We start from the raw sequence: 21,273 nt of genomic DNA on the forward strand, positions 1-21,273 counted from the left end.
ACTATACCAAAGGATAGCGCTATCGTTAAGTATAGCAGCTATGCTAATAAGCAAAAAAACCGATCGGTTACGATCGGCTTTTACTATAAAACATCTTATTTCGGCTATTTAACAGGTTCAATTACGGCTACAAATCCACCATCTTTTACCATATTGATATCAATGCTTTCTCCAGCTTTAATTGATTTTACAGTACGTTTAAAATCCATTGCCTGGAAGTCTGCGTTGATACCATCTTTGATCAGCGTAATCTGGTAGTTGGTACCTGCTTTCAAGAAACCGGTTTCTATTTTCAAATCGTGTTTCTGATCGTTGCCCATGGCACCGATAAACCATTTTTCGCCTTTGCGCTTAACCGTAACAATATATTCGCCCACACGCGCATCCAAAATCCGGGTTTCATCCCAGGTTACCGGAACACTGGTAATAAAAGCGGTTGTTTCCGGCTCTCTTAAATAATTGAAAGGATTATCAGCCAACATCTGAAAGCCACTTTCAAACACGATATACATGGCCAACTGGTGTGCCCTGGTTCCAATACTCATCGTATTTACCCAGCTTGGCTTATAATCCTGCTTATGTGCCGAACGCATGGCACCCGGTGTATAATCCATTGGCCCAACGGCGTTACGCAAAAAAGGAAGGAATAAATTGTTGTTCGGGGTAGCTAAGCCACCGCCAATGTTCTGCTCCATTCCGATAACCCCTTCGTAAGAAAGTACGTTGGGATAGGCCACTTCTAAACCCGCGGGTTTAAATGCACCATGAAAATCGACGAGGATATGGTGCTTGGCTGCTTCTTTGGCTACACGGGTATAATAATTTACCATCCATTGGTCGCTCCTATCCATAAAATCTATTTTCACACCTGCAATGCCCCATTTTTCTAAGGTTTCGAAAATATTGAAGTTATTTTCTACGGCCAGCCAGGTAAACCAAAGTACAATTTTTACATTTTTTTGCTTACCATAGGCAATCAGTTCCTGTAGGTTGATGGTAGGATTGGGTTCGAAAGGATTAAGTGTGGTTTTTGCCCAGCCTTCATCCATAATAATGTAGGGAATGCCAAACTTTGAGGCAAAATCGATGTAATATTTATAGGTATCCTGATTGTAGCCCGATTTAAAATCGACACCGTAAACATAGGCATTGTGCCACCACTCCCAGGTAACCTGCCCAGGTTTAATCCATTTGGTATCCTGTAGCTGGTTTGGCGTACTCAGTTTATACACCATCTGGTTAGCTGCCAATTGGGTATCCTTATCGGTAATTACCAAAAAACGCCAAGGAAATGATCTTTTGCCAGTTGTTTTTGCAATGTAGCCAGCTTCTTTCAAAATTTTCTTGCTCCTATCGCCATCCTCGCCAAATTCCAGTGGTGCTTTCGGAAAAATGGCATCAACCGTTTTACCATCCGTAGCTTTTACAAACAAACATGGATAATCGTATAGGTCGGCTTCAGATAGAAGTGCTTTATATTTACCGTTATCAAATAAAATAGGCAGTACGCTCATTTTATCTTTATTAACCTTTGCAAGTTCATTTTGGCGGTAAAGAATTTCGTATGATGTTTTAAAACCACCCGTTTCCAGGTACGATGCCTTCACTTCACCGTTAAAATTCAGGTGTACATCTTCACTGTTCACCATAACCGAATCTTTCTTATTGGTGATAAACCTATACGCAATACCATCATTGTAAGCCCTAAATTCTACACTGAAATCTCCTTTAAAATCTAATCTTAATAAATTGTAATGGTTTACTACGGTTGCGTTTTTTAAGGGAACAATTGGATTTGAACTGGTGTTTACGGTTGAAAATGTTTTTTTAAGGAGTTTTGCATCGGCACCGAGCTTTGCCTGATCTAAATTTAACTGTAAATAAGCTTCGGCCAGAAATGGATCACCATTGAAAGTAAGGGAATAACCAATCCTCTTGTTAACATTTACGGATACTTTAATGCGTTTATCGGGCGATAGCAGATCTATCGGCGCACTAAAAACTTTAACTGCCGATAACAGCAATAAAACAGCTATTGCAAAGTGTTTCTTCATATTCGGTTAGGTTTCTAAATTGTGTGTGTTTGAACAGTAAATAAATCGTTTTAGTAAATTAAAGATAAACACAGTTTTTGATTTAGCAATAAATTTTTCATGATGTTTTTCTAAATCAGCAAACCCAATAGCCTGCTAAAATATTACGACCTGCTTTAACCTAGCTTAAATCACGCACATTTAAACAGATAAAAGTTGCATACAACATAGATTTAAATGATTGGCCAATCTTTGATTGCCCGTACGTGAGTTATTCCTATCTACAACTTCAGCATCTAAGCAAGTTATAGATTGACTAAACTTAATCTATTTTCTACCTGTTTTAATAGAAAAAAATACCATGGAAAATCAAGAAAACAACCAACCAGAAGACGATATTCAAAATATCGAGCAGTTTCAGATTAACCGTTCGCAGGGAAACGCTGCTGATGGACATGCCCCCAGCGATGATGAAGATGAGGAATACACAGCTGGAGAAGTTCAGTTTGCAGATGGTGAAGGTACGCAGTTAAACCAAGAAATTAACGGACCGGAAGACGAGGAAGAAGATGACCAGGAGGAGGAAGAAACTCAAGATTATAATGAATCGGACATAGAGGAGCTGGACAAAGATCCAGATGCTTATGATGAAGAGGATGGCGAAATGCTGTAAGCTCCACAACCAATGCCAGCTTGCAATTGAGCTGGCATTGCTTATTTGAATAAGGATGAGCCGCAGAATTTGCAAAACAAAGCATCGCTATCGTGCCCTTCCCTACTACAACTTGGACATGATTCGGGCAGTTCCTTTTTTTGCCGGCTTGCAACGGCTATATCGTGGGTAATAATACCAGTTGGCACAGCAATAATGGCGTAGCCGATCAACATCACCACCGAAGCCACGAATTTACCGAGCGGCGTAATGGGCGAAATATCGCCATAACCCACCGTTGTAATGGTAACAATGGCCCAATAAATACTTTCGGGAATATTAGAAAATCCATTTTCACGCTTTTCTACCAAATACATAATCGATCCCAGAATAACCGTAATGGTTAAAACAGTCAATAAAAAAATGCTGATTTTCCTTACGCTGTTTTTTAAGGCCGCGGTGAGGAAATTAATCTCCGTTAAAAAATGTCCGAGCTTAAATATCCTGAATACGCGGAGCAGCCGAAGTGCCCTAAAAACCAATAACGATTGTGCGCCGATAAAGAATAGGCTAAGGTAAGAAGGAAGCAGGGCAATCAGATCAATAATCCCCAAAGGGCTGATTACATATCTGATCGGTTTTCGGATACAGATTAACCTTAAGCCATATTCAATGGTAAAAAGTGCGGCAAAAATCCATTCCATGATATTGAACAGCTTTCCATAATGCTGATGGATGCTGACCACACTATCGAGCATGACTACAATTATACTCGAAAAAATGGCAATCAGTAAACCTACATCAAAAGCCTTACCGGCCGATGTATTTGATTCATAAATAACTTCGTGCAGCTTAAAGCGCCAATCGTTGGGTAGACCAGATGCCATGTATTGTTGAATTTTACAATTAAAATTACGACTTAACCATTTACCACTTCACCGGCCTAGGGTTCATAGTGGCTTCTATACCGGGTTGTTTATTCTGTTTTTCAGGTATCTTTTCAGTTTTCATCGTTACAGCTTTCAGGTTAATCGTTCAACGTTAAAACAAACAAGCATACCGGTGGCAAAGTTTTTATTAATACCAATCAAACGAGATCATTTTTTTCGATGGACGAATTCAACCGAAAGTTGAAACCAATTTCACTTAATAATTTGCTCATAATCCATCATTATGATCGGATATACCTCACTAAATTAGTCCTTTAGATCACTAACCAAATCGAACACACCATGAGAAAAACAATCCTTTCAATTTTATTATTGCTAAACCTGGCTTATACAGCATCTGCCCAAAAGCGTTTAGGCAACGAAACTGCAGCCGAGAAAACAAAAAGAATGGAATGGTGGACAGATGCCCGTTTCGGGATGTTCATCCACTGGGGACTTTATGCTTTACCTGCACGCCATGAATGGGTAAAAAACAGGGAGCGGATTACCACTGCCAATTATCAGAAATACTTTGATCAGTTTAACCCCGATCAGTTCGACCCTAAAAAATGGGCTAAGGAAGCCAAAAGTGCAGGAATGAAGTATGCTGTTTTGACCACCAAACACCATGAAGGTTTTGTGCTTTTTGACAGTAAATACACCGATTACAAAGCCACCAATACACAGGCCAAAAGAGATCTGGTAAAAGAATTTGTAGATGCTTTTAGAGCAGAGGGCATTAAAATTGGATTTTATTACTCATTGATAGACTGGCACCATCCAGATTTTACCATAGATGTAATGCATCCGCAAAGGCTGGATAAAAATGACGACAATGGCTATGCCGAACTGAATAAAGGCAAAGACATGGCCAAGTACCGCAAGTACATGTACAACCAGGTTACCGAGTTGTTAACTAAATACGGTAAGATTGATATCCTTTGGGCAGATTTTTCGTACCCAGGCAAAAATGGTAAAGGACGGGATGATTGGGGATCAGTTGAGCTATTGAAACAGATAAGAAAATTACAGCCCGGAATTATTGTAGATAACCGATTGGATTTAAACGATTATGAAGATGGTACAGATTTTGAAACACCAGAACAGGTAGGACCAAAAGAACTGGAAAAATACCGCGGCAAGGTATGGGAAACCTGCCAAACCTTTTCAGGATCATGGGGATATCACCGTGATGAAAACACCTGGAAAAGCAACAGAAAATTACTGGATCTGTTAATTACATCAGTAGCAAACGGTGGTAATTTATTGTTGAATGTTGGTCCTACTGCACGTGGCGAGTTCGATAACAGGGCAAACATTGCTTTAGACAGCTTGAGCCTATGGATGCATGCCAACTCCAAATCGATATACCACTGTACTTTTGCACCGGCAGATTTTAAGGAAGCAGAAGGCACTAAACTTACCTATAATAAAGATGCAAAGCGTTTATACGTTCATTTATTCGACTATCCAAATACAGGCTATATTTATTTAGATGGATATAAGGACAAGGTTAACTACACGCAATTTCTGCACGATAACTCAGAAATCCAGGTAGATACTGAAAAATCAACAGGAAATATGCTGGTTTTAAAACTACCTAAGAAAAAACCAGACTTCGAAATTCCCGTAATAGAATTAATGCTAAAATAAATAACCCATTAAATTAGCAGGCCTGCAAAATAAACCTTGCGGGCTTTTTTTATTTAAAACCACCTGATTTCCATTTTACCTCTTCCATTGCACATCTTCCATCCTACATCTTCCCTCTTTAAGCCGACAGCAATTCTGATTGGTTTAAATTGGCATAAGCCTTAGCCTGTACCACGTTACCTATTATAATAATGGCAGGATAAGTTAATCCAGCATTTTCGGCAGCTTGCTGTAAATTGCCTGCTGAACATACAATTTGTTTTTGATTTGGCAGTGTAGCATGTTGTATAACAGCAGCAGGCATGTCGCCTAATCCTGCATCGCAATAGGCTTTAGCAATTTCGCCGACTTTTTTCATACCCATATATATTACTACAGTAGCCGAACTTTTCATGGCACATTTTAAATCCGCTGTTAAACTCCCATCCTTTTTTGTTCCGGTCAATATCCACACACTTTCGCTAATGCCGCGGTGCGTTAATGGCACATCAATAAAACCAGCGCCCTGCATACTGCTAATCCCCGGAATATAGTGGCATTTAATGCCCCTGGCTTCTGCATAAATCAATTCTTCGAAGCCCCTACCAAAAATAAATGGATCGCCGCCCTTTAAACGTACTACCACCTTATAATTTTGCGCATTTTCTACAATTAATTCATTAATTTTCTCTTGTGGCGTGTAATTACTATAAGGTTGTTTGCCAACATAGATCATTTTACAGGTTTTCGGAGCAATTTCTAGCAATTTTTCATTACTTAAGTTATCATATAGTATAACTTCTGCTCTTTTTAGCACATTAAATGCTTTCATTGTGATTAATTCAGGATCACCAGGCCCTCCACCCATTATAAAAAGCCCAAAATCGTTAGTTTTTTGATTCATAATTTTAATGATTTCACTATTTAAATATAAAAGTGATGAAAATTTATTAAAAAATTCAATATTTTATGATATTTATCACACTTTAATAACTTTTAATTCAATTTTAACCTATATTTGAATATCAATAATCATAAATAATAAAAAGTGATCATTTTAAATACGGTCGCATTATGATAAAAAATACAAAACAACCAAACCAACAAAACTAAAATCAACAAACACTAACAAAACACCTTTAAGATTTATGAAAGAACCACAAATAATCGTTATAGGAAATGGAATGGTGGGTTATAAATTCTGCGAAAAATTAAGATCAAAAACAGCTTCATTTAATGTGATTGTTTTTGGCGAAGAACCGCGCAGGGCATACGACCGTGTTCACTTGAGCGAATACTTTAACGGTAAAACAGCCGAAGATCTTTCACTTTCTACAGCAAACTGGTACCAGGAACAGCATATCACCCTATATTTAAACAACCCTATTGTTAAGATAGACCGCGAACAACAAAAGGTATATACCGGTAATGGTTTGGATTATGCTTACGATATACTTGTTTTCGCCACCGGTTCTGGTGCTTTTGTACCCAACATTCCCGGCATCGAAAAGGAAGGTGTGTTTGTTTACCGTACCATAGAAGATTTAGACCTGATTAGCGATTATGCCAAAAAAGCAAAAACCGCGTCGGTTATCGGCGGTGGTTTATTGGGACTGGAAGCTGCCAAAGCCTTGATTGATCTGGGTATTGATAAAACCAGTATAATTGAATTTGCACCAAGGTTAATGCCAAGGCAAATTGACGCTGCCGGCAGCGATATGCTTAAATCCAAACTGGCCGACCTTGGCCTTCAGATACATTTAAATAAAAATACTTCGAGCATTGAGGGCGATGGCCGCATCACTTCGTTAAAATTTAGCGACGATACCCATTTAGAGGCCGATATGCTGGTTATCTCGGCCGGCATTAAACCTCGGGATGAGCTGGCAAAAGCCTGCGGTATTGAGGTTGGTCCACGTGGTGGAATCGTAGTGAACGAAAAAATGCAGACCAATGACCCTGCTGTATTTGCCATAGGCGAATGTGCCCTGTACGACGGTATGATTTATGGTTTAATTGCCCCTGGCTACGAAATGGCCGAAGTTTTGGCGGCCAACCTTTGTGCAGGCGATAAAACTTTTACCGGTTTCGACATGAGTACCAAACTTAAACTGATCGGTATTGATGTAGCCAGCTTTGGCGATAATTTTATTACCGAACCTGATTGCCGCACCATCATTTTTGAAAACAAACACAAAGGAATTTATAAACGCATTAATATCAGTAATGACGGGCAATACCTTTTAGGAGGTATATTAATTGGAGATGCAACAGCGTATAACCTGCTGTTGCAAACCTCTAACAACAAAATAGTACTTCCTGAAGATCCCGAAGAGCTTATTTTGGGCAGCCGTGGCGGCAGTGAACCAGCTGGTGCCGGAATTACAGGTTTGCCGGATAGTGCATTAATATGTAGCTGTGAGGGCGTAAGCAAAGGCGATATCTGCTCGGCAGTAACGGAAGACGGCTGTGAAAATGTAGATGACATTAAAAAACGCACCAAAGCAGGTACGGGTTGCGGTGGCTGTATCCCAATGGTTAAGGATTTAATGAATTACACCTTAAAATCGCAGGGAAAATATATCAAAAACGTAATCTGCGAGCACTTTAACTACAGCCGGCAGGAACTTTTCGACCTGATCCATATCCACGAACTAAAAAGTTACGATGAAGTATTAAATGCCTTAGGTAAAAATGATGGTTGCGAAGTCTGTAAACCTTTGGTCTCATCTCTCCTAGCCAGTCTTTGGAATGAGATGATCCTAAAAAAAGGAAATGATGTTGCACAGGACAGTAACGACCGTTTCTTGGCCAATATCCAAAAAGGCGGATCATATTCTGTTGTACCGCGTGTACCGGGAGGCGAGATAACCCCTGAAAAACTGATCGTAATTGGCGAGGTTGCCAAAAAATACAATTTATACACCAAAATTACAGGAGGTCAGCGCATTGATCTATTTGGTGCGCACTTAAACGATCTTCCTATCATATGGGAGGAACTGATTGCAGCCGGTTTTGAAAGCGGACACGCTTATGGCAAAGGCTTAAGAACCGTAAAAAGCTGCGTGGGCAGTACCTGGTGCAGGTTCGGCTTGCACGACAGTGTGAGCTTTGCCATCCAGATTGAAGAACGTTACCGCGGCATACGTGCACCGCATAAATTTAAATCGGCAGTAAGTGGCTGTATAAGAGAATGCGCAGAGGCACAGAGCAAAGATTTTGGCATTATCGCGACCGAAAAAGGCTGGAATTTATATGTATGCGGAAATGGCGGTAGCAAACCGCAGCACGCGTTATTGCTGGCAACCGATTTAGACAGCGAAACCTGTATTAAATATATTGATAGGTTCTTAATGTTTTACATCCGTACGGCCGATCCGCTTACCAGAACAGCTACCTGGTTAAATAAAATGGAAGGCGGAATTGATTATTTGCGCAATGTAATTGTTAACGACAGTTTAGGCATGGCCGAACAATGGGAAAGTGAGATCGAAAAACTGATCAGTTCTTACAAATGCGAGTGGAAAGAAGCCGTGGAAAACCCAGCAATCAGAAAACGCTTCTCCCACTTCGTAAATGCGCCTGAAGAAAAAGACCCTTCAATTGAATTTGTAGAAATGCGCGGACAAAAAAGAACCGCAGAATGGAAAATAGTCTAACCAAATATAATCAACAACAATTATTAAATTAAACTTAATCTTTATGACAGAAACAACAAACAATTGGTTAGCCGCATGTCGTGTTGAAGATGCAGTAGAAAATGGAGGGGTATGTGTAAAACACGGTGAAGAGCAAATTGCGTTATTCTATTTTACCAGAAGAAATGAATGGTACGCCACGCAGAATGAGTGCCCGCACAAAAAACAGATGGCTTTAAGCCGCGGAATGATTGGATCGATTACCGATGAACCTAAGGTAGCCTGCCCGTTTCACAAAAAAACATTCTCTTTAAACACTGGCGAATGCCTAAGTGGAGATGAATGTGCAATAAAAACCTATCCCGTAAAGATAGAGAACGGAACAGTTTACATCGGTACATCACCAAAATCTTAACCTAACCCACTAAGATCAACCGCTTCTTAAAAACTTAAACCAACCATCATGAAAATTAAAAATTATGTAGCCATAATGGGCTGCCTTGCCCTTACCATGTCTGTTTTTTCGGCAAAAGCACAAACAAAAGCCGTTCTTTTTGATGGCACTTTGGTTGCCGGATATGTAGATGATGGCGCATTTATCAATTGTACCGGCCCCAGCATTAAATTCAGCAAAAAACCTTACACCGTTTTACTGGGCCTACTGCCAAGCCTAAGAATTAAAGAAGATAAGGTTGCAGCCGGCGCGCCCAAAAACAAAATGCTAACCCCAAACCTTGGCTTCGGCTTAACCGCTGCCTTTAAGCATGTTGCGGTACAAATGCCATTATACTACAACCCTAAAACTGCAGCCAAAAATGGAGAATGGAACGTTGGCGTTGGCTTAGGCTATAAATTTTAACAGGAACCACTTTTATTTATTTACGCTTAAACCGACTATTATGATACCTCAAACCGCTACTAAACCACTGGATAAACTTAATATATTTTCTTTTAAAGGTGTGCAGATGAAAACCTTCCACATCACCTGGCTTACCTTTTTCTTTTGTTTTTTTGCCTGGTTCGGTATGGCTCCCTTAATGAAAATTGCAAGAGAGCAGTTACACCTTACAAAAGATCAGGTAGGGAATATTCAAATTGCATCCGTTTCTGCAACTATAGTTGCCCGCCTCCTTATTGGCCGCTTAATTGATAAATTCGGACCGAAACTGATTTACACCTGGCTTTTGGTACTCTGTGCCATTCCAGTACTCTTAATTGGCACCAGCCAATCTTATACCTCTTTTTTACTGTTCCGCTTGGCAATTGGCGTAATTGGCGCCTCATTTGTAATTACCCAGTTCCACACTTCTATCATGTTTGCGGCCAATATTAAAGGCACTGCAAATGCAACAGCAGGTGGTTTTGGTAATGCAGGTGGTGGCGCCGCCAATTTGTTTATGCCTTTAATTGCATCCGGAATTACCGCGCTAGGTTTTTGCAGCTCGGCAGACAGCTGGCGCTTCGCCATGATTTTTCCCGGCGTAATGCTTTTAATCTGTGCATTTTTATACCACAGGTACACTTTAGATTCTCCACAGGGTGATTTTAAAAACATAAAAGACGAGAACATCAAAAGCACCAAAAACACCTTTTTAATTGCCGCTAAAGATTACCGCACCTGGATACTCACCGTTGCCTATGCTGCCTGTTTTGGTGTAGAAATTACAGTCGATAATTTTGCGCCCATCTTCTTTACCGATTCCTTTGGAGCAACAATAGCTGTAGCCGGAATGGTGGCCGGTATTTTTGGCTGGATAAATGTTTTTGCACGACCATTGGGCGGAATTGTAGCCGATAAAATTGGAAAAACCTGGGGATTTGATGGCAAAACACTGCTATTAGCAATACTATTATTGGTAGAAGGTATTGGCTTAATCTGGTTTGCCAAATCGGGAAATATCGGCATGGCTATTTTTATGATGTTTCTTTTTGGCCTTAGCCTAAAAATGGCCAATGGCGCAACTTACAGCCTTGTTCCTTTCATTAATCCACTTGCGGTGGGCAGCGTAGCGGGCATTGTAGGTGCTGGCGGCAATATTGGCGCCATGCTCATCGCCTTTATGTTTAAGGCCAAGGCGGGTCATGCCACCAAAAATGTAGTCGAAAACGGAATTAATGTTCAAAAGGATCTGATTGATTATACCAGTGCCTTTACCTTATTGGGCTTCATCATCCTTGGCATTGGCGTTGCCGTATTTATTTTCAGAACCATTATGGCACAGAAAAGAGCCGAAATAGATGAACTTGTGCTAACACCAAGCAAATAATACCCGATAAGACAAGCTGTAAACCTACCCAAACACTGCCGATCATTTGAAAGAGGAAAAGAACATATTGCCCAACAACACAACCACGTGCTGCTACTGCGGCGTAGGCTGTGGCATTGTGGTAAGCAAAGATGCACACGAAAGGATTACCGTTGAAGGGGATAAAAACCATCCTGTAAATAAAGGAATGTTATGCAGCAAAGGCATGAACCTTCATTACACGGCAAATGATAAAAGCGACCGCCTGCTCTACCCCGAAATGCGCTACAACAAAAATATGCCATTGCAAAGAGTAAGCTGGGACACCGCTCTGGATAGAACAGCAGCTGTTTTTAAGGCGCTTATTAAAAAACATGGTCCGGACAGTGTGGCTTTTTATGCCAGCGGACAATGTTTAAACGAAGAGTATTACGTAGTTAACAAATTAATTAAAGGCTTTATCGGTAGCAATAACATCGATACCAACAGCCGCTTATGTATGAGCAGTGCGGTTGTTGGTTATAAAATGAGCCTGGGCGAAGATACCGTGCCCATTAGCTATGATGATATTGAAATTGCCGATTGTATTTTTGTTGCAGGCGCAAACCCGGCATGGTGCCATCCTATTTTATGGCGCCGGGTTGAAGCCGCAAAGCAAAAAAATCCTAACTTAAAAATTATTGTCAGCGACCCGCGCAAAACGCAAACCTGTTCATTGGCCGATGTACACCTGCAGCTTAATCCGGGCACAGATATTACCTTGCATCATGCCATTGGCCGCTGTTTGATAGAAAATGGAAAGATTGATACCGATTTTATCATTAACAACACCAACGGTTACGAAAAATACCGTAGCACCGTTTTCGAAACTTCAATTACAGCAGCAGCAGCCATATGTGGGATAGAAGAAAACGATATCCGCCTGGCTGCCAATTTTATTGGCAATGCTACAGGTTTTATTTCCATGTGGACCATGGGACTTAACCAAAGTGCAGTAGGTACGCACAAAAATCTTTCGCTAATTAACCTAAACCTCATTACCGGCCATATCGGAAAACCGGGGAGCGGCCCTTTTTCGCTTACTGGCCAGCCCAATGCCATGGGCGGACGGGAAGTTGGCGGTTTAAGCAATTTACTTCCGGCACACCGCAATTTAGCCAACGAAGGCCATAGAAACGAAGTAGAAAAATTCTGGAAAATACCGTTGGGCACCATCCAGTCCAAACCAGGTTTAACGGCTACCGAAATGTTTGATGAACTGAGCAGCGGAAAACTTAAAGCCGTATGGATTTTATGTACCAATCCACTTATAAGCCTGCCCGATGTACGCGTAGCAGAAGAAGGTTTAAAAAAAGCTAAATTTGTTGTGATACAAGATATCAGCAATAAAGTAGAAACCTTAAAATATGCTGATGTGGTATTGCCAGCTGCCGCCTGGGTAGAAAAAGAAGGCACCATGACCAATGCGGGCAGGTACATCTCTTACCTGAGCAAGATAACTGAAGCACCTGGTGAGGCCTTGCCGGATTCGGAGATTATTTGCCGCTTTGCCCAGAAAATGGGTTTTCATGGATTTGATTTTAAAGATGCGGCATCCATATACGATGAACATGCCGCCCTCACCGCCGGAACAAACATCGATATCAGTGGACTTAATTATCAATTGTTACAAGAAAAAAGAGCCGTACAGTGGCCATACCCAAAAACCGAAAAGGCCCATGGAACGGCCAGATTATTCACCGATCATCAGTTTTATACACCGGATAAAAAAGCCAATATCGTTTCATTCGATCACCACAATCAATCTGAAGCCTTAACACCAGAACACCCCTTGATTTTAACCACGGGGAGAATCCGCGATCAATGGCATACGCGGAGTAAAACTGGTAAGGTTAACAAACTGAACCAGCACATTAGCGAGTCGTTTTTAGAAATAAATCCTTTAGATGCGGCAGAACGCAACGTTAAGGACAACGATATCATTGAAATTTCAAGCTTACGCGGGAACGTGCGTGTAAAGGCAAAATTTTCTGAAGACATTAAACCTGGGGTTGTTTTTATGCCTATGCACTGGGGTTTAATTTTGAAAAGCGATTTAAACCGGGTAAATAACCTGACCAACAACCTTGTAGATCCGCTGAGCAAAGAACCCGATTTTAAATTCAGTGCGGTACAGGTAAAACTGTATAAAAAGGCCAGGCAAAAAATCATTGTTATCGGAGCCGGAGCTGGTGCATGTGGTTTTGTAAAAAGCTATAGGGTCTTAAATACCGAAGATGATATAGAAATTTTCAGCAAAGAAAATTTCCCTTTTTACAACAGGGTGCTCCTCCCCGATTACATTATCGGTACACTGCCATGGCACAACCTGATTAAAATGAGCGATAGCGAGGAAACTGATTACAGGATAAAACTGCACAGGGGCCTTGGCATTGAAAAGATCGACAAAGAGAACAAAACCGTTATTGATAGTAAAGGGCAAGCCCACCACTATGATGTGCTTATATTGGCTACTGGAAGCAGGGCTTTTGTGCTTAAAGATCTTCCAAAAATGAACGGCATATTTACCATGCGGAGCCGAACCGATGCCGATAGTTTTAAAAAACATGTTGATACCACAAATGGTAAGGTGGTCATTATTGGAGGCGGTTTATTGGGAATCGAAATGGCCACCTCACTTGCCGAAACAGGTTCGAAAGTGGCCATCATACAAAGAATATCGCGTTTAATGGGCCGCCAGCTCGATGCATTGGGCAGTCAGCTGCTGCATGAAGAACTGATAAGCAAGGGCATCGAGATTTTTTACAACGATGAAGTAGACCGTATTATCGGCGAGAAGAACATTTCGGGTATCCGCTTAAAAAGTGGGCTGATACTGGATTGCGAAACATTGGTAATTGCGATCGGCACTGTTCCAAATACCGAATTGATTAAAGAAGCAGGTATAGAATGTAAAAGAGGAGTTGTGGTAGATGAATACCTGCGCACAAACGAAAAAGACATTTATGCTATTGGCGAAATTGCCGAATTTAAGGGCGAAATGTATGGCATAACCGCCGCCGCAGAGCAGCAGGCCGCAATTGTAGCCAGGTTTCTGTGCGGAGATATCGCCAAATATTACCAGGGAAGTTTGCTGATGAATATCCTTAAAATGCACAGTCTGGAACTTTGCTCTTTGGGTTTGGCAGAAATTCCGAACAACGACCCCACTTACGAGGAAATTGTTTTTATCGACAAGGCCAAACGCTACTATAAAAAGTGCATTGTACATAATGATAAATTGGTTGGCGCCATATTGATTGGAGACAAAAGTGAGTTTTTAGAGTTCCGCAACCTTATTGAAAACAAAATGGAACTGAGCGAAAAACGGCTTCAGCTTCTAAGAAGTGGCAAAACAAGCGAACCTATTATAGGCAAAACAGTTTGCAGCTGCAACAATGTGGGCGAAGGCAATTTAATTAACAAGATAAAAGATGGCTGCAAAGACCATTTGCAGCTTTGCCAGCTCACAGGCGCCGGAATGGGCTGTGGCAGCTGCAGACCAGAAGTAAAAGCCATTTTAGATTCGTTTGTTAATGTTTTAAAAACAGAACCTAAGGCTGTATTGGCAGAATAAATAACATGGCAATGATGAAAGTAAAAATGGAGCCTTCCGAATTTAAAAACCTTAAAGGGATTGAATATTTCCAGTTCGAAGAAGATTTTATAGAAGAAAACATGCGCTGCATTCCGATGGTTGTACGCTTTAACATGGATGCAGCAGGTATTAAACTGAAACTGGCAGAATGGAGCAGATTTCATCCAACAGAAAGAATACAGCTGGCCCTTTTGCCCGTTTTTACACGTGAAGAAACTGTCAGGTACCATCAGTTTCTGATTAGTTTGATAACGAAATACACCGGAAACCAGGCTACAACATTGGCTGTAGATCCATCTCCGGATTGGGGGAATTTAAACCAGATACCCGCCATGCTAGAGGAAAAATTAGCAGAATTTGAATGGAACTTATCCATTGGCCAATGGCAAAAACTCAGCAATATTCAAAGGTTTGCACTTTTAAAACTGTGCCGCCCTGGGCATGAAAACAAAAATTTCCCAAAAGCGATAACAGAATTTGGACTTATAGCACGCTAATATGTATCAAACCATCATCATTAACTTTCCTGGCGGCATAATTTCACCAGGAAACCTATATAACATCCTTGTTGCTGCCAGCAAAGCCAGTATACAGTATGTGCGTTTTGGCCTGCGCCAACAGTTACTGATTGATACCACGACCTATAATGTTGCCATTTTTACCACCGAACTGAATAAACTGGGCATTGATTACGAAGAAAACACCAATAATTTCCCAAACATCATCAGTTCATACCCTGCCGAAGAAATATTTATCAGAAACACCTGGCTCACAGAAGGGGTTTATAAGGATATTTTAGATGATATCGATTTTAAGCCATCGGTAAAGGTAAACATCTGCGATAGCGACCAAAGTTTTACCCCAATGTTAACGGGCAATATCAATTGGATAGCTTCATCAAACTCAGAACATTACTGGCACCTGATTATCCGTTTCCCAAAAACAAATGTAATATACGAGTGGAACCAGCTTTGTTACACCAACCACATTGCGCGTATAACCCAGGCCATAGAATCCATCATTAAAAATAACCCGGCTCAGTTTATCGATAATGCCAATGCCAGTGGCGAAGCGCTTTTTGCCTTGCTCAATTGCGAAGAATTCATCATCAAACCGGCAGTACAGTCCGTTTCCCTATCTTCTTTTAACTTACCTTATTACGAAGGTTTAAACCGCTACAACAATAAATATTGGCTGGGCATATACCGGCGCGATGAACTTTTCAGCATTGCTTTTTTAAAAAAACTATGTCAGCTTTGCCTAAGTACTAAATTGGGGCAACTATGCTGTACCTCTTGGAAAACCATTATTGTAAAAGGTATTAGCGAACAGGATAAAAGCCTTTGGAATGTGCTGCTAGAAGAATTTGAGGTAAATATGCGCCATGCCGCTAACGAACTTAATTTTCAGGTAGAAGATAACTGCAATGAAGGCTTGGCCCTAAAAAGTTTTTTGGTAAAGCACTTAAGTATAGATGATACCCGAACTTTTGGTATCTGTTTCGGCATTAAGACGCGTAAAAAAAGTGAAGTGTTTAGCAGTATTCTCATCCAGCAACGCTACCTGATTAACCTATTTGGCCTAAAGCTTTTGCCCGTTTACGATATTTTATGTGCGAAAGACTTTAACCCGAACGAACGTACAGGAGAAATATTTAGCCGCGGCAACCCGGGCTTTTTACTGCCCGAGCAGTTAAGACGTTCTATTTTCAAGTTTTATAAATACCGGCTCAACGCCATCAAAACCAACCAACAACATCATTTCCAGGCAGAAGAACCGATAAAAAAAGATGGGGTATTTTTATATCAATGCAACAGCTGCCTAACCGTATATAACGAACGTATTGGGGATTTGGAGCAGAATATTAGTGCCGGCACGTTATTTACAGATTTACCCGATAATTACTGCTGCAGCCTTTGCGAAGCCGAAAAAGACAATTTCACCAAGATTGAGCAATCTGCATTACAGTTATTATAAGCCGTTTATTTCGGCATGCGAATTAAAATTTTCGAAACTGCGGTAATCTTGATCCTCAACAGCTATTTGGCAAACCTTTAACTGGCCCAATATAAATTTCATGCTGTGTTTTGCCAAACCTGTAGTTTCCGAGATATGCGTAATCTTTTTCAGGCCATTAGCTGTATAAATACCGCACAAAGGTTCTTCCTGGCCACTTTTGGTAAAAATATAAGTATCGAAATGAGTTGTCGATTTATAGGCTTCAAATAACTTTTCCAATAACCTGTTTTCCATCAGCAATAAATCGCAGGCCAATAAGAATAAATCTTCGTGTGGATTGGTTAGATGCGCAGAAAGCACTCCCAACAGCGGTCCTTTAACAGCCAAAGCAGCTTGGTCAACGATAAGTTCCTCTTGATCAAAATAATTGCCATAACTTTCTCTTTGGGCGTGGTTAACAGAAAATTTAACCGGAATATGGAGTGAAAGCAGTTTATGCTGCGCAATCTGTGCCCAAAGTTTATTCTGATGGCTTAACAAGCCCTTGTCGGCCCCCATCCTTAAACTTTGTCCACCACATAAAATAACACCTAACATTATAATCAGCTTTATTTACTGCCCAGTTCTTTTAGTCCTGCTTCGTCTAATATCCCAATTTGCTTGCCCTCTACCACAATTAATTTCTCTGCCAGCAGCTCATTCATCGTTCTGAAAACAGTTTCGTAGGTTGCACCGGTAAAAGCGGCAAGATCTTGACGGCTCAGGGCTAAATTTAAAAAACCTGCTGCGTTTAAACCAAACTGAACTTTAAGCCCCAAAATAGCCACAGCCAAACGGCCTTTTACCGACATTAACGCCAGATCCCTCATTTTCTTTTCAGAAGTATGCAGTTCATCGGCATAAAACATCAACAGGCCATAAGCAAACTCCTGGTTTACCCTGATTGTGGCTTTAAAAAATTCGAGATCAACGAAACAGAGTTTGGTGGTTTCTAAAGCCGTTGCAGATATTGGATAGGTAGAAATGTTATTGCTGATTCCCCTGTGCCCAATAATAGCCCCAGTATTTGCAAAACGCAAAATCAATTCTTTATCGCCCCAATGTTTGTGCACCTTTACATTGCCCGAATTTACAAAATAAACCCCACGGACTGGATCTCCCTCCTGAATAATTACCTCACCTTTTTTGGCAATAAAATTCTTTTTATGGCTTTCAATTGCAGGATGCCATTCTTTTAAGGTAAGACGGCACATAAAACAGGTTTTAAGATCGCAGCCACTATTTTTCTTCATAATTTACAAGGATGTAAGGTAAAAGTAACAAATGATTGGGTATTTCTGTAGGTTGCAATCAAATTAGGAGTTTATTAACCAGTGTTGAAAATTTTATGGCAACAAAACTGCCTGAAATAGAACACTTAGCATTTTTAATAATCATCGCCGGCATAAAGAAGTTTAAAGATATGCTGCCAAATTATAAATTTGTGTTATGGCAAATACGAACGTTAGAAAATCAATTCAGAATAAGATCGAATCATTAGGTAAAGAAATTGAAACTTTACAGGCAGAATTAAAAAGATGGGAAAAAATCGCAGCAGATTATGAAACCAATTCAGAAAGCATCGATTTAATTTTATCGATACAACTGCCTGAAAAAGCAGAACCAAAAGCTAAAAAAGTAAAACTTCAGGCTTAAAAAGTAAAACCCGGACAAATGTTCGGGTTTTGTTTTATGGTGTTTACCGCCATATTTTTACACTTTCCATAACGCATGCGCAACACACACGCTTAACAAAAGCTATTCGACAAGCTACCATTGGCAGACACCTATAGAACCAACATCATCCCGATCAGATACCTATCGGATGAAGCGATGTCCCTAATATTCGGGAAAGAGATCTATTAAGAACGATTTAGCTTCGCTGAGCACATACGTGGTTCTCGACTGCGCTACACCCGATAGCTATCGGGTCCGCTCGAAATGACGATTTTAGAGGCGGGCATTCATATTGATTTTCATAAAAACAATCAACTCCTAAGGCTGACAATTAGCTTAAACTTACACTAAGATTCCCTATAATTTTTTTAAAAAGAAAACCCTTTTAAAAAATAGCTGTTCTTTACATACAACAAAACCCTATATATATGAAAAAGTTAATGTATGTTTTGGCAGTTTCGGCTTCCGCAATAGCCTTTCAGGCTTGTAGCGGAGGTAATAAGGATGCCAAAGAAAGTGCCGACAGTTTAAACATGGCAAAAGATACCACCACAAATGCCATGGCTACAGGCGGTATTGCAGTAGATGAAGCAGATGCCAAATTTACAACCCAGGCAGCAGTTGGTGGTATGGCAGAAGTAGAGCTGGGGAAAATGGCCCTCGAAAAAAGCACCAATGAGCAGGTTAAAGAATTTGCCACGATGATGGTTAAAGACCATGGCATGGCAAACACCGAATTAATGGCCATTGCAAAGCAAAAAAACATTACCCTGCCCAGTACGGTTGATGATGAACACAAGAAAAAAATGGAAGATCTGAGCAAAAAATCGGGTAAAGATTTTGACAAAGCTTATGTAGATGCCATGGTTAGTGGACATAAATCTACCTTAAAACTAATGGAAGATGAATCGAGAGATGGTAAAGATGTAGATTTAAAAGCATTTGCAACCAAAACTGCACCAGTGGTACAAAGCCATTTGGTTATGATCAACAAGATCAATGACAGCATGAAATAATAGCAATAATGGATTAAATCTCTTGGAGGTTTAATCCATTTTTAGCTTCCTTAGGCTATCTCTTTTAAGAATATCCTGAATGGCCGAGTTTATTTTTTCGTAGGTTATCGGTTTTACCAAAAACTTATCACAATACACGCCAAAAGCCTCAAGGGCATATTTTTGGTGGGCAGTAACAAAAACCAGGTACCGAACATGGTCGCGGATTACCTTGGCTACATCAATTCCCGAAACCTCCATGCCAATATCCAGAAATAAAAAATCTACTTTATTTTTATCTCTAATACCCATTATACCATCTATCGGATCGGTATAAGTACCAACCGTGGTCAATTCTTCGGTCCGGGCAATAAAATGTTCTAAAATATCAATACTGAGCTGGTCATCATCTATAATAACACAGGTGAGCTGAGGGCTGTCAATTACTTGCATAGTTTGGTTTGTATTTTTGGGGTACATAAGCCAAAAAACATGCCTAAATTTTCTTTTGAATGACCAAGATTACCGATTGGGGCAAGCATCTGCATAAAAAACACAGCGCCAATTTAAACCTGCGCACATGTAAATCCTAACCTACAGGGCTGTACGATATATTTTAAAGCTAAAGTTCAGGCGGTGTATGCCAATCGATAAAGGTTTTGCGGCTTAAAATTTTTAAGTAGGGATAATTTCCATTTAATTGCCTGCGCTGTTTGAGCTCGTATAAAAAATGTCCTCCCAAGTCTACAATTATTTTTGCGGTAGCTAAATACCATACACTATGTGGTTGTTTCCAGCAAAAAGAATAAAGGTTTGAGGTAAATTTAATACCCTGCAGCTCGGGGTGATAAAAATTAAGTACCTTGGGATTAAGCAAGCCTTGCTCCACCTCTACCTTCCTTACCATCGATAAGTGATCGGAATGGCAAAATTCATAGCCTTCCAGTTTGGGGTCGTCTACATCTGGCAGGTGTTTTAAAATTTTGAAGCCCTTAAATTTCTTTCCATTTAAAACCCAGATCAGATTGGGATAAAATGCCTCCCTGCTATTGAGCTCGGCCAAGGTAATGGGCGAATTTTGAAATTCGATGGTGTAGCCAGCAGGTGTAAATATATCGGCACGGTGAATGTTTGCATTTTCGGCATCGTAAAAGCCAATTTCCCTGAATGAAGGAGGAAAAGCCAATTTCCAATCGCGGTGCCAAGCCGTTTCCTTTCTGTAATGTTCTTTTTTCAGTAAGGGTACGTCCTGAATAGGTACAGGAAGTGGAATATTTTTATTCAATTCGCTATTCTCCATTCTCTTACAATACGCTTGGCAAATCAAAAATTAAATTAGGGAACACAAATTTAAACTAATTATTTTAGTATGGCAAGGGTTTAGCGATGGGCGTGTAGCGGTTGGCGACGGCAGGACCTGAAAATTGATTGTCCTACTTTAAACTCCTCACTGCACAAAAATTATTAGCTTTGCAGCATGACCATCGCAGAAGTACAACAACTAGAAGATTTTTTTGCCAATGCCGGAAAACAGCAGGTTCCAATTTACCTAAATGAGGCCACTGTGATTACCAATTACGAACATTTTTTAGAAAGCCATTTAGTCCCTTTAAAGCTAAATCCTGATGCGAAAGTAAATTTACCGCTTATACACCGGTTAAAAATGTTAAAACTCCTCATCGAATCCAACGGTTAAATTTAATAAACAGCATATTATTTATTATCCACACCTAAAATAACAAAGGCAGGAACCTATTGCCCCCATTACATTTCCATTGCGCATGCCTGTAGCCGTTTTTCAGCGGAATTTCTGTAATGGGTAAAATTTTAAAACTT

General features: G+C 40.3%; 19 protein-coding genes. 12 read left to right on the forward strand and 7 right to left on the reverse strand.

The window, feature by feature from the left end; all coding sequences use genetic code 11:
- Positions 1–104: 104 nt before the first annotated feature.
- Positions 105–2,054 carry a glycoside hydrolase family 97 protein gene (locus ACS5PU_RS06500; RefSeq protein WP_439458465.1) on the reverse strand — a complete coding sequence of 650 codons (1,950 nt, stop codon included), beginning with the start codon at positions 2,052–2,054 and terminating at the stop codon, positions 105–107.
- Between the two features lie 340 nt (positions 2,055–2,394).
- On the opposite strand from ACS5PU_RS06500, the gene ACS5PU_RS06505 reads away from it, so the two are divergent.
- On the forward strand, positions 2,395–2,706 hold the full coding sequence (locus ACS5PU_RS06505; protein ID WP_439458466.1) for a hypothetical protein: 312 nt from the start codon (positions 2,395–2,397) through the stop codon (positions 2,704–2,706).
- A gap of 41 nt (positions 2,707–2,747) precedes the next feature.
- Here the strand turns inward: ACS5PU_RS06505 and ACS5PU_RS06510 are convergent, their stop codons facing one another.
- The gene (locus ACS5PU_RS06510; RefSeq protein ID WP_439458467.1) at positions 2,748–3,572 is read right to left on the reverse strand and encodes an ion transporter; all 825 of its coding nucleotides are present in this window, start codon (positions 3,570–3,572) and stop codon (positions 2,748–2,750) included.
- Positions 3,573–3,917: 345 nt separating this feature from the next.
- On the opposite strand from ACS5PU_RS06510, the gene ACS5PU_RS06515 reads away from it, so the two are divergent.
- Positions 3,918–5,267 carry an alpha-L-fucosidase gene (locus tag ACS5PU_RS06515; RefSeq protein ID WP_439458468.1) on the forward strand — a complete coding sequence of 450 codons (1,350 nt, stop codon included), beginning with the start codon at positions 3,918–3,920 and terminating at the stop codon, positions 5,265–5,267.
- A 118-nt stretch (positions 5,268–5,385) separates the two neighbouring features.
- Here ACS5PU_RS06515 and cobA read toward each other — a convergent pair whose 3' ends face one another.
- The gene (cobA, locus tag ACS5PU_RS06520) at positions 5,386–6,150 is read right to left on the reverse strand and encodes a uroporphyrinogen-III C-methyltransferase (RefSeq protein ID WP_439458469.1); all 765 of its coding nucleotides are present in this window, start codon (positions 6,148–6,150) and stop codon (positions 5,386–5,388) included.
- 244 nt (positions 6,151–6,394) lie between these two features.
- Here cobA and nirB point away from each other — a divergent pair, with 244 nt between their 5' ends.
- From nirB to ACS5PU_RS06555, 7 genes are read left to right on the forward strand one after another with little or no spacing between them, the layout of a single operon-like run.
- Positions 6,395–8,905, forward strand: a complete 2,511-nt coding sequence (gene nirB, locus ACS5PU_RS06525; RefSeq protein ID WP_439458470.1) for a nitrite reductase large subunit NirB — start codon at positions 6,395–6,397, stop codon at positions 8,903–8,905.
- A 43-nt stretch (positions 8,906–8,948) separates the two neighbouring features.
- Positions 8,949–9,299: a nitrite reductase small subunit NirD gene (gene nirD / locus ACS5PU_RS06530; protein ID WP_439458471.1), complete on the forward strand. Its 351-nt coding sequence runs from the start codon at positions 8,949–8,951 to the stop codon at positions 9,297–9,299.
- Between the two features lie 48 nt (positions 9,300–9,347).
- Positions 9,348–9,743, forward strand: coding sequence for a hypothetical protein (locus ACS5PU_RS06535; RefSeq protein ID WP_439458472.1), 396 nt, complete (start codon positions 9,348–9,350; stop codon positions 9,741–9,743).
- A 40-nt stretch (positions 9,744–9,783) separates the two neighbouring features.
- Positions 9,784–11,151, forward strand: a complete 1,368-nt coding sequence (locus ACS5PU_RS06540; protein WP_439458473.1) for an MFS transporter — start codon at positions 9,784–9,786, stop codon at positions 11,149–11,151.
- 46 nt (positions 11,152–11,197) lie between these two features.
- Positions 11,198–14,746, forward strand: coding sequence for a molybdopterin-dependent oxidoreductase (locus tag ACS5PU_RS06545; protein ID WP_439458474.1), 3,549 nt, complete (start codon positions 11,198–11,200; stop codon positions 14,744–14,746).
- 11 nt (positions 14,747–14,757) lie between these two features.
- A complete protein-coding gene (locus ACS5PU_RS06550; protein WP_439458475.1) occupies positions 14,758–15,264 on the forward strand; it encodes a nitrate reductase associated protein in 507 nt (168 codons plus the stop codon).
- A 1-nt stretch (position 15,265) separates the two neighbouring features.
- Complete coding sequence (locus tag ACS5PU_RS06555) at positions 15,266–16,744, forward strand: rubredoxin (protein ID WP_439458476.1); 1,479 nt, start codon at positions 15,266–15,268, stop codon at positions 16,742–16,744.
- Here ACS5PU_RS06555 and ACS5PU_RS06560 read toward each other — a convergent pair.
- On the reverse strand, positions 16,739–17,323 hold the full coding sequence (locus ACS5PU_RS06560) for an NTP transferase domain-containing protein (RefSeq protein WP_439458477.1): 585 nt from the start codon (positions 17,321–17,323) through the stop codon (positions 16,739–16,741). The genes ACS5PU_RS06555 and ACS5PU_RS06560 overlap by 6 nt on opposite strands.
- An 11-nt stretch (positions 17,324–17,334) precedes the next feature.
- Complete coding sequence (locus ACS5PU_RS06565; RefSeq protein WP_439458478.1) at positions 17,335–17,979, reverse strand: Crp/Fnr family transcriptional regulator; 645 nt, start codon at positions 17,977–17,979, stop codon at positions 17,335–17,337.
- Positions 17,980–18,214: 235 nt separating this feature from the next.
- Here ACS5PU_RS06565 and ACS5PU_RS06570 point away from each other — a divergent pair, with 235 nt between their 5' ends.
- Both ACS5PU_RS06570 and ACS5PU_RS06575 read left to right on the forward strand, forming a co-directional pair.
- Positions 18,215–18,421 (forward strand): hypothetical protein, encoded by a 207-nt coding sequence (locus ACS5PU_RS06570; protein WP_439458479.1) that lies wholly within the window; start codon positions 18,215–18,217, stop codon positions 18,419–18,421.
- Between the two features lie 449 nt (positions 18,422–18,870).
- Positions 18,871–19,458 (forward strand): DUF4142 domain-containing protein, encoded by a 588-nt coding sequence (locus tag ACS5PU_RS06575; protein ID WP_439458480.1) that lies wholly within the window; start codon positions 18,871–18,873, stop codon positions 19,456–19,458.
- Between the two features lie 30 nt (positions 19,459–19,488).
- Here the strand turns inward: ACS5PU_RS06575 and ACS5PU_RS06580 are convergent, their stop codons facing one another.
- Both ACS5PU_RS06580 and ACS5PU_RS06585 read right to left on the reverse strand, forming a co-directional pair.
- Positions 19,489–19,890, reverse strand: coding sequence for a LytR/AlgR family response regulator transcription factor (locus tag ACS5PU_RS06580; protein ID WP_439458481.1), 402 nt, complete (start codon positions 19,888–19,890; stop codon positions 19,489–19,491).
- Positions 19,891–20,059: 169 nt separating this feature from the next.
- On the reverse strand, positions 20,060–20,737 hold the full coding sequence (locus ACS5PU_RS06585; RefSeq protein WP_439458482.1) for a competence protein: 678 nt from the start codon (positions 20,735–20,737) through the stop codon (positions 20,060–20,062).
- Between the two features lie 177 nt (positions 20,738–20,914).
- On the opposite strand from ACS5PU_RS06585, the gene ACS5PU_RS06590 reads away from it, so the two are divergent.
- Positions 20,915–21,133 carry a DUF6965 family protein gene (locus tag ACS5PU_RS06590; RefSeq protein WP_439458483.1) on the forward strand — a complete coding sequence of 73 codons (219 nt, stop codon included), beginning with the start codon at positions 20,915–20,917 and terminating at the stop codon, positions 21,131–21,133.
- The last annotated feature ends 140 nt before the right edge of the window (positions 21,134–21,273 follow it).

The organism is Pedobacter sp. GSP4 (genome assembly GCF_051857575.1).
GTDB lineage: Bacteria > Bacteroidota > Bacteroidia > Sphingobacteriales > Sphingobacteriaceae > Pedobacter.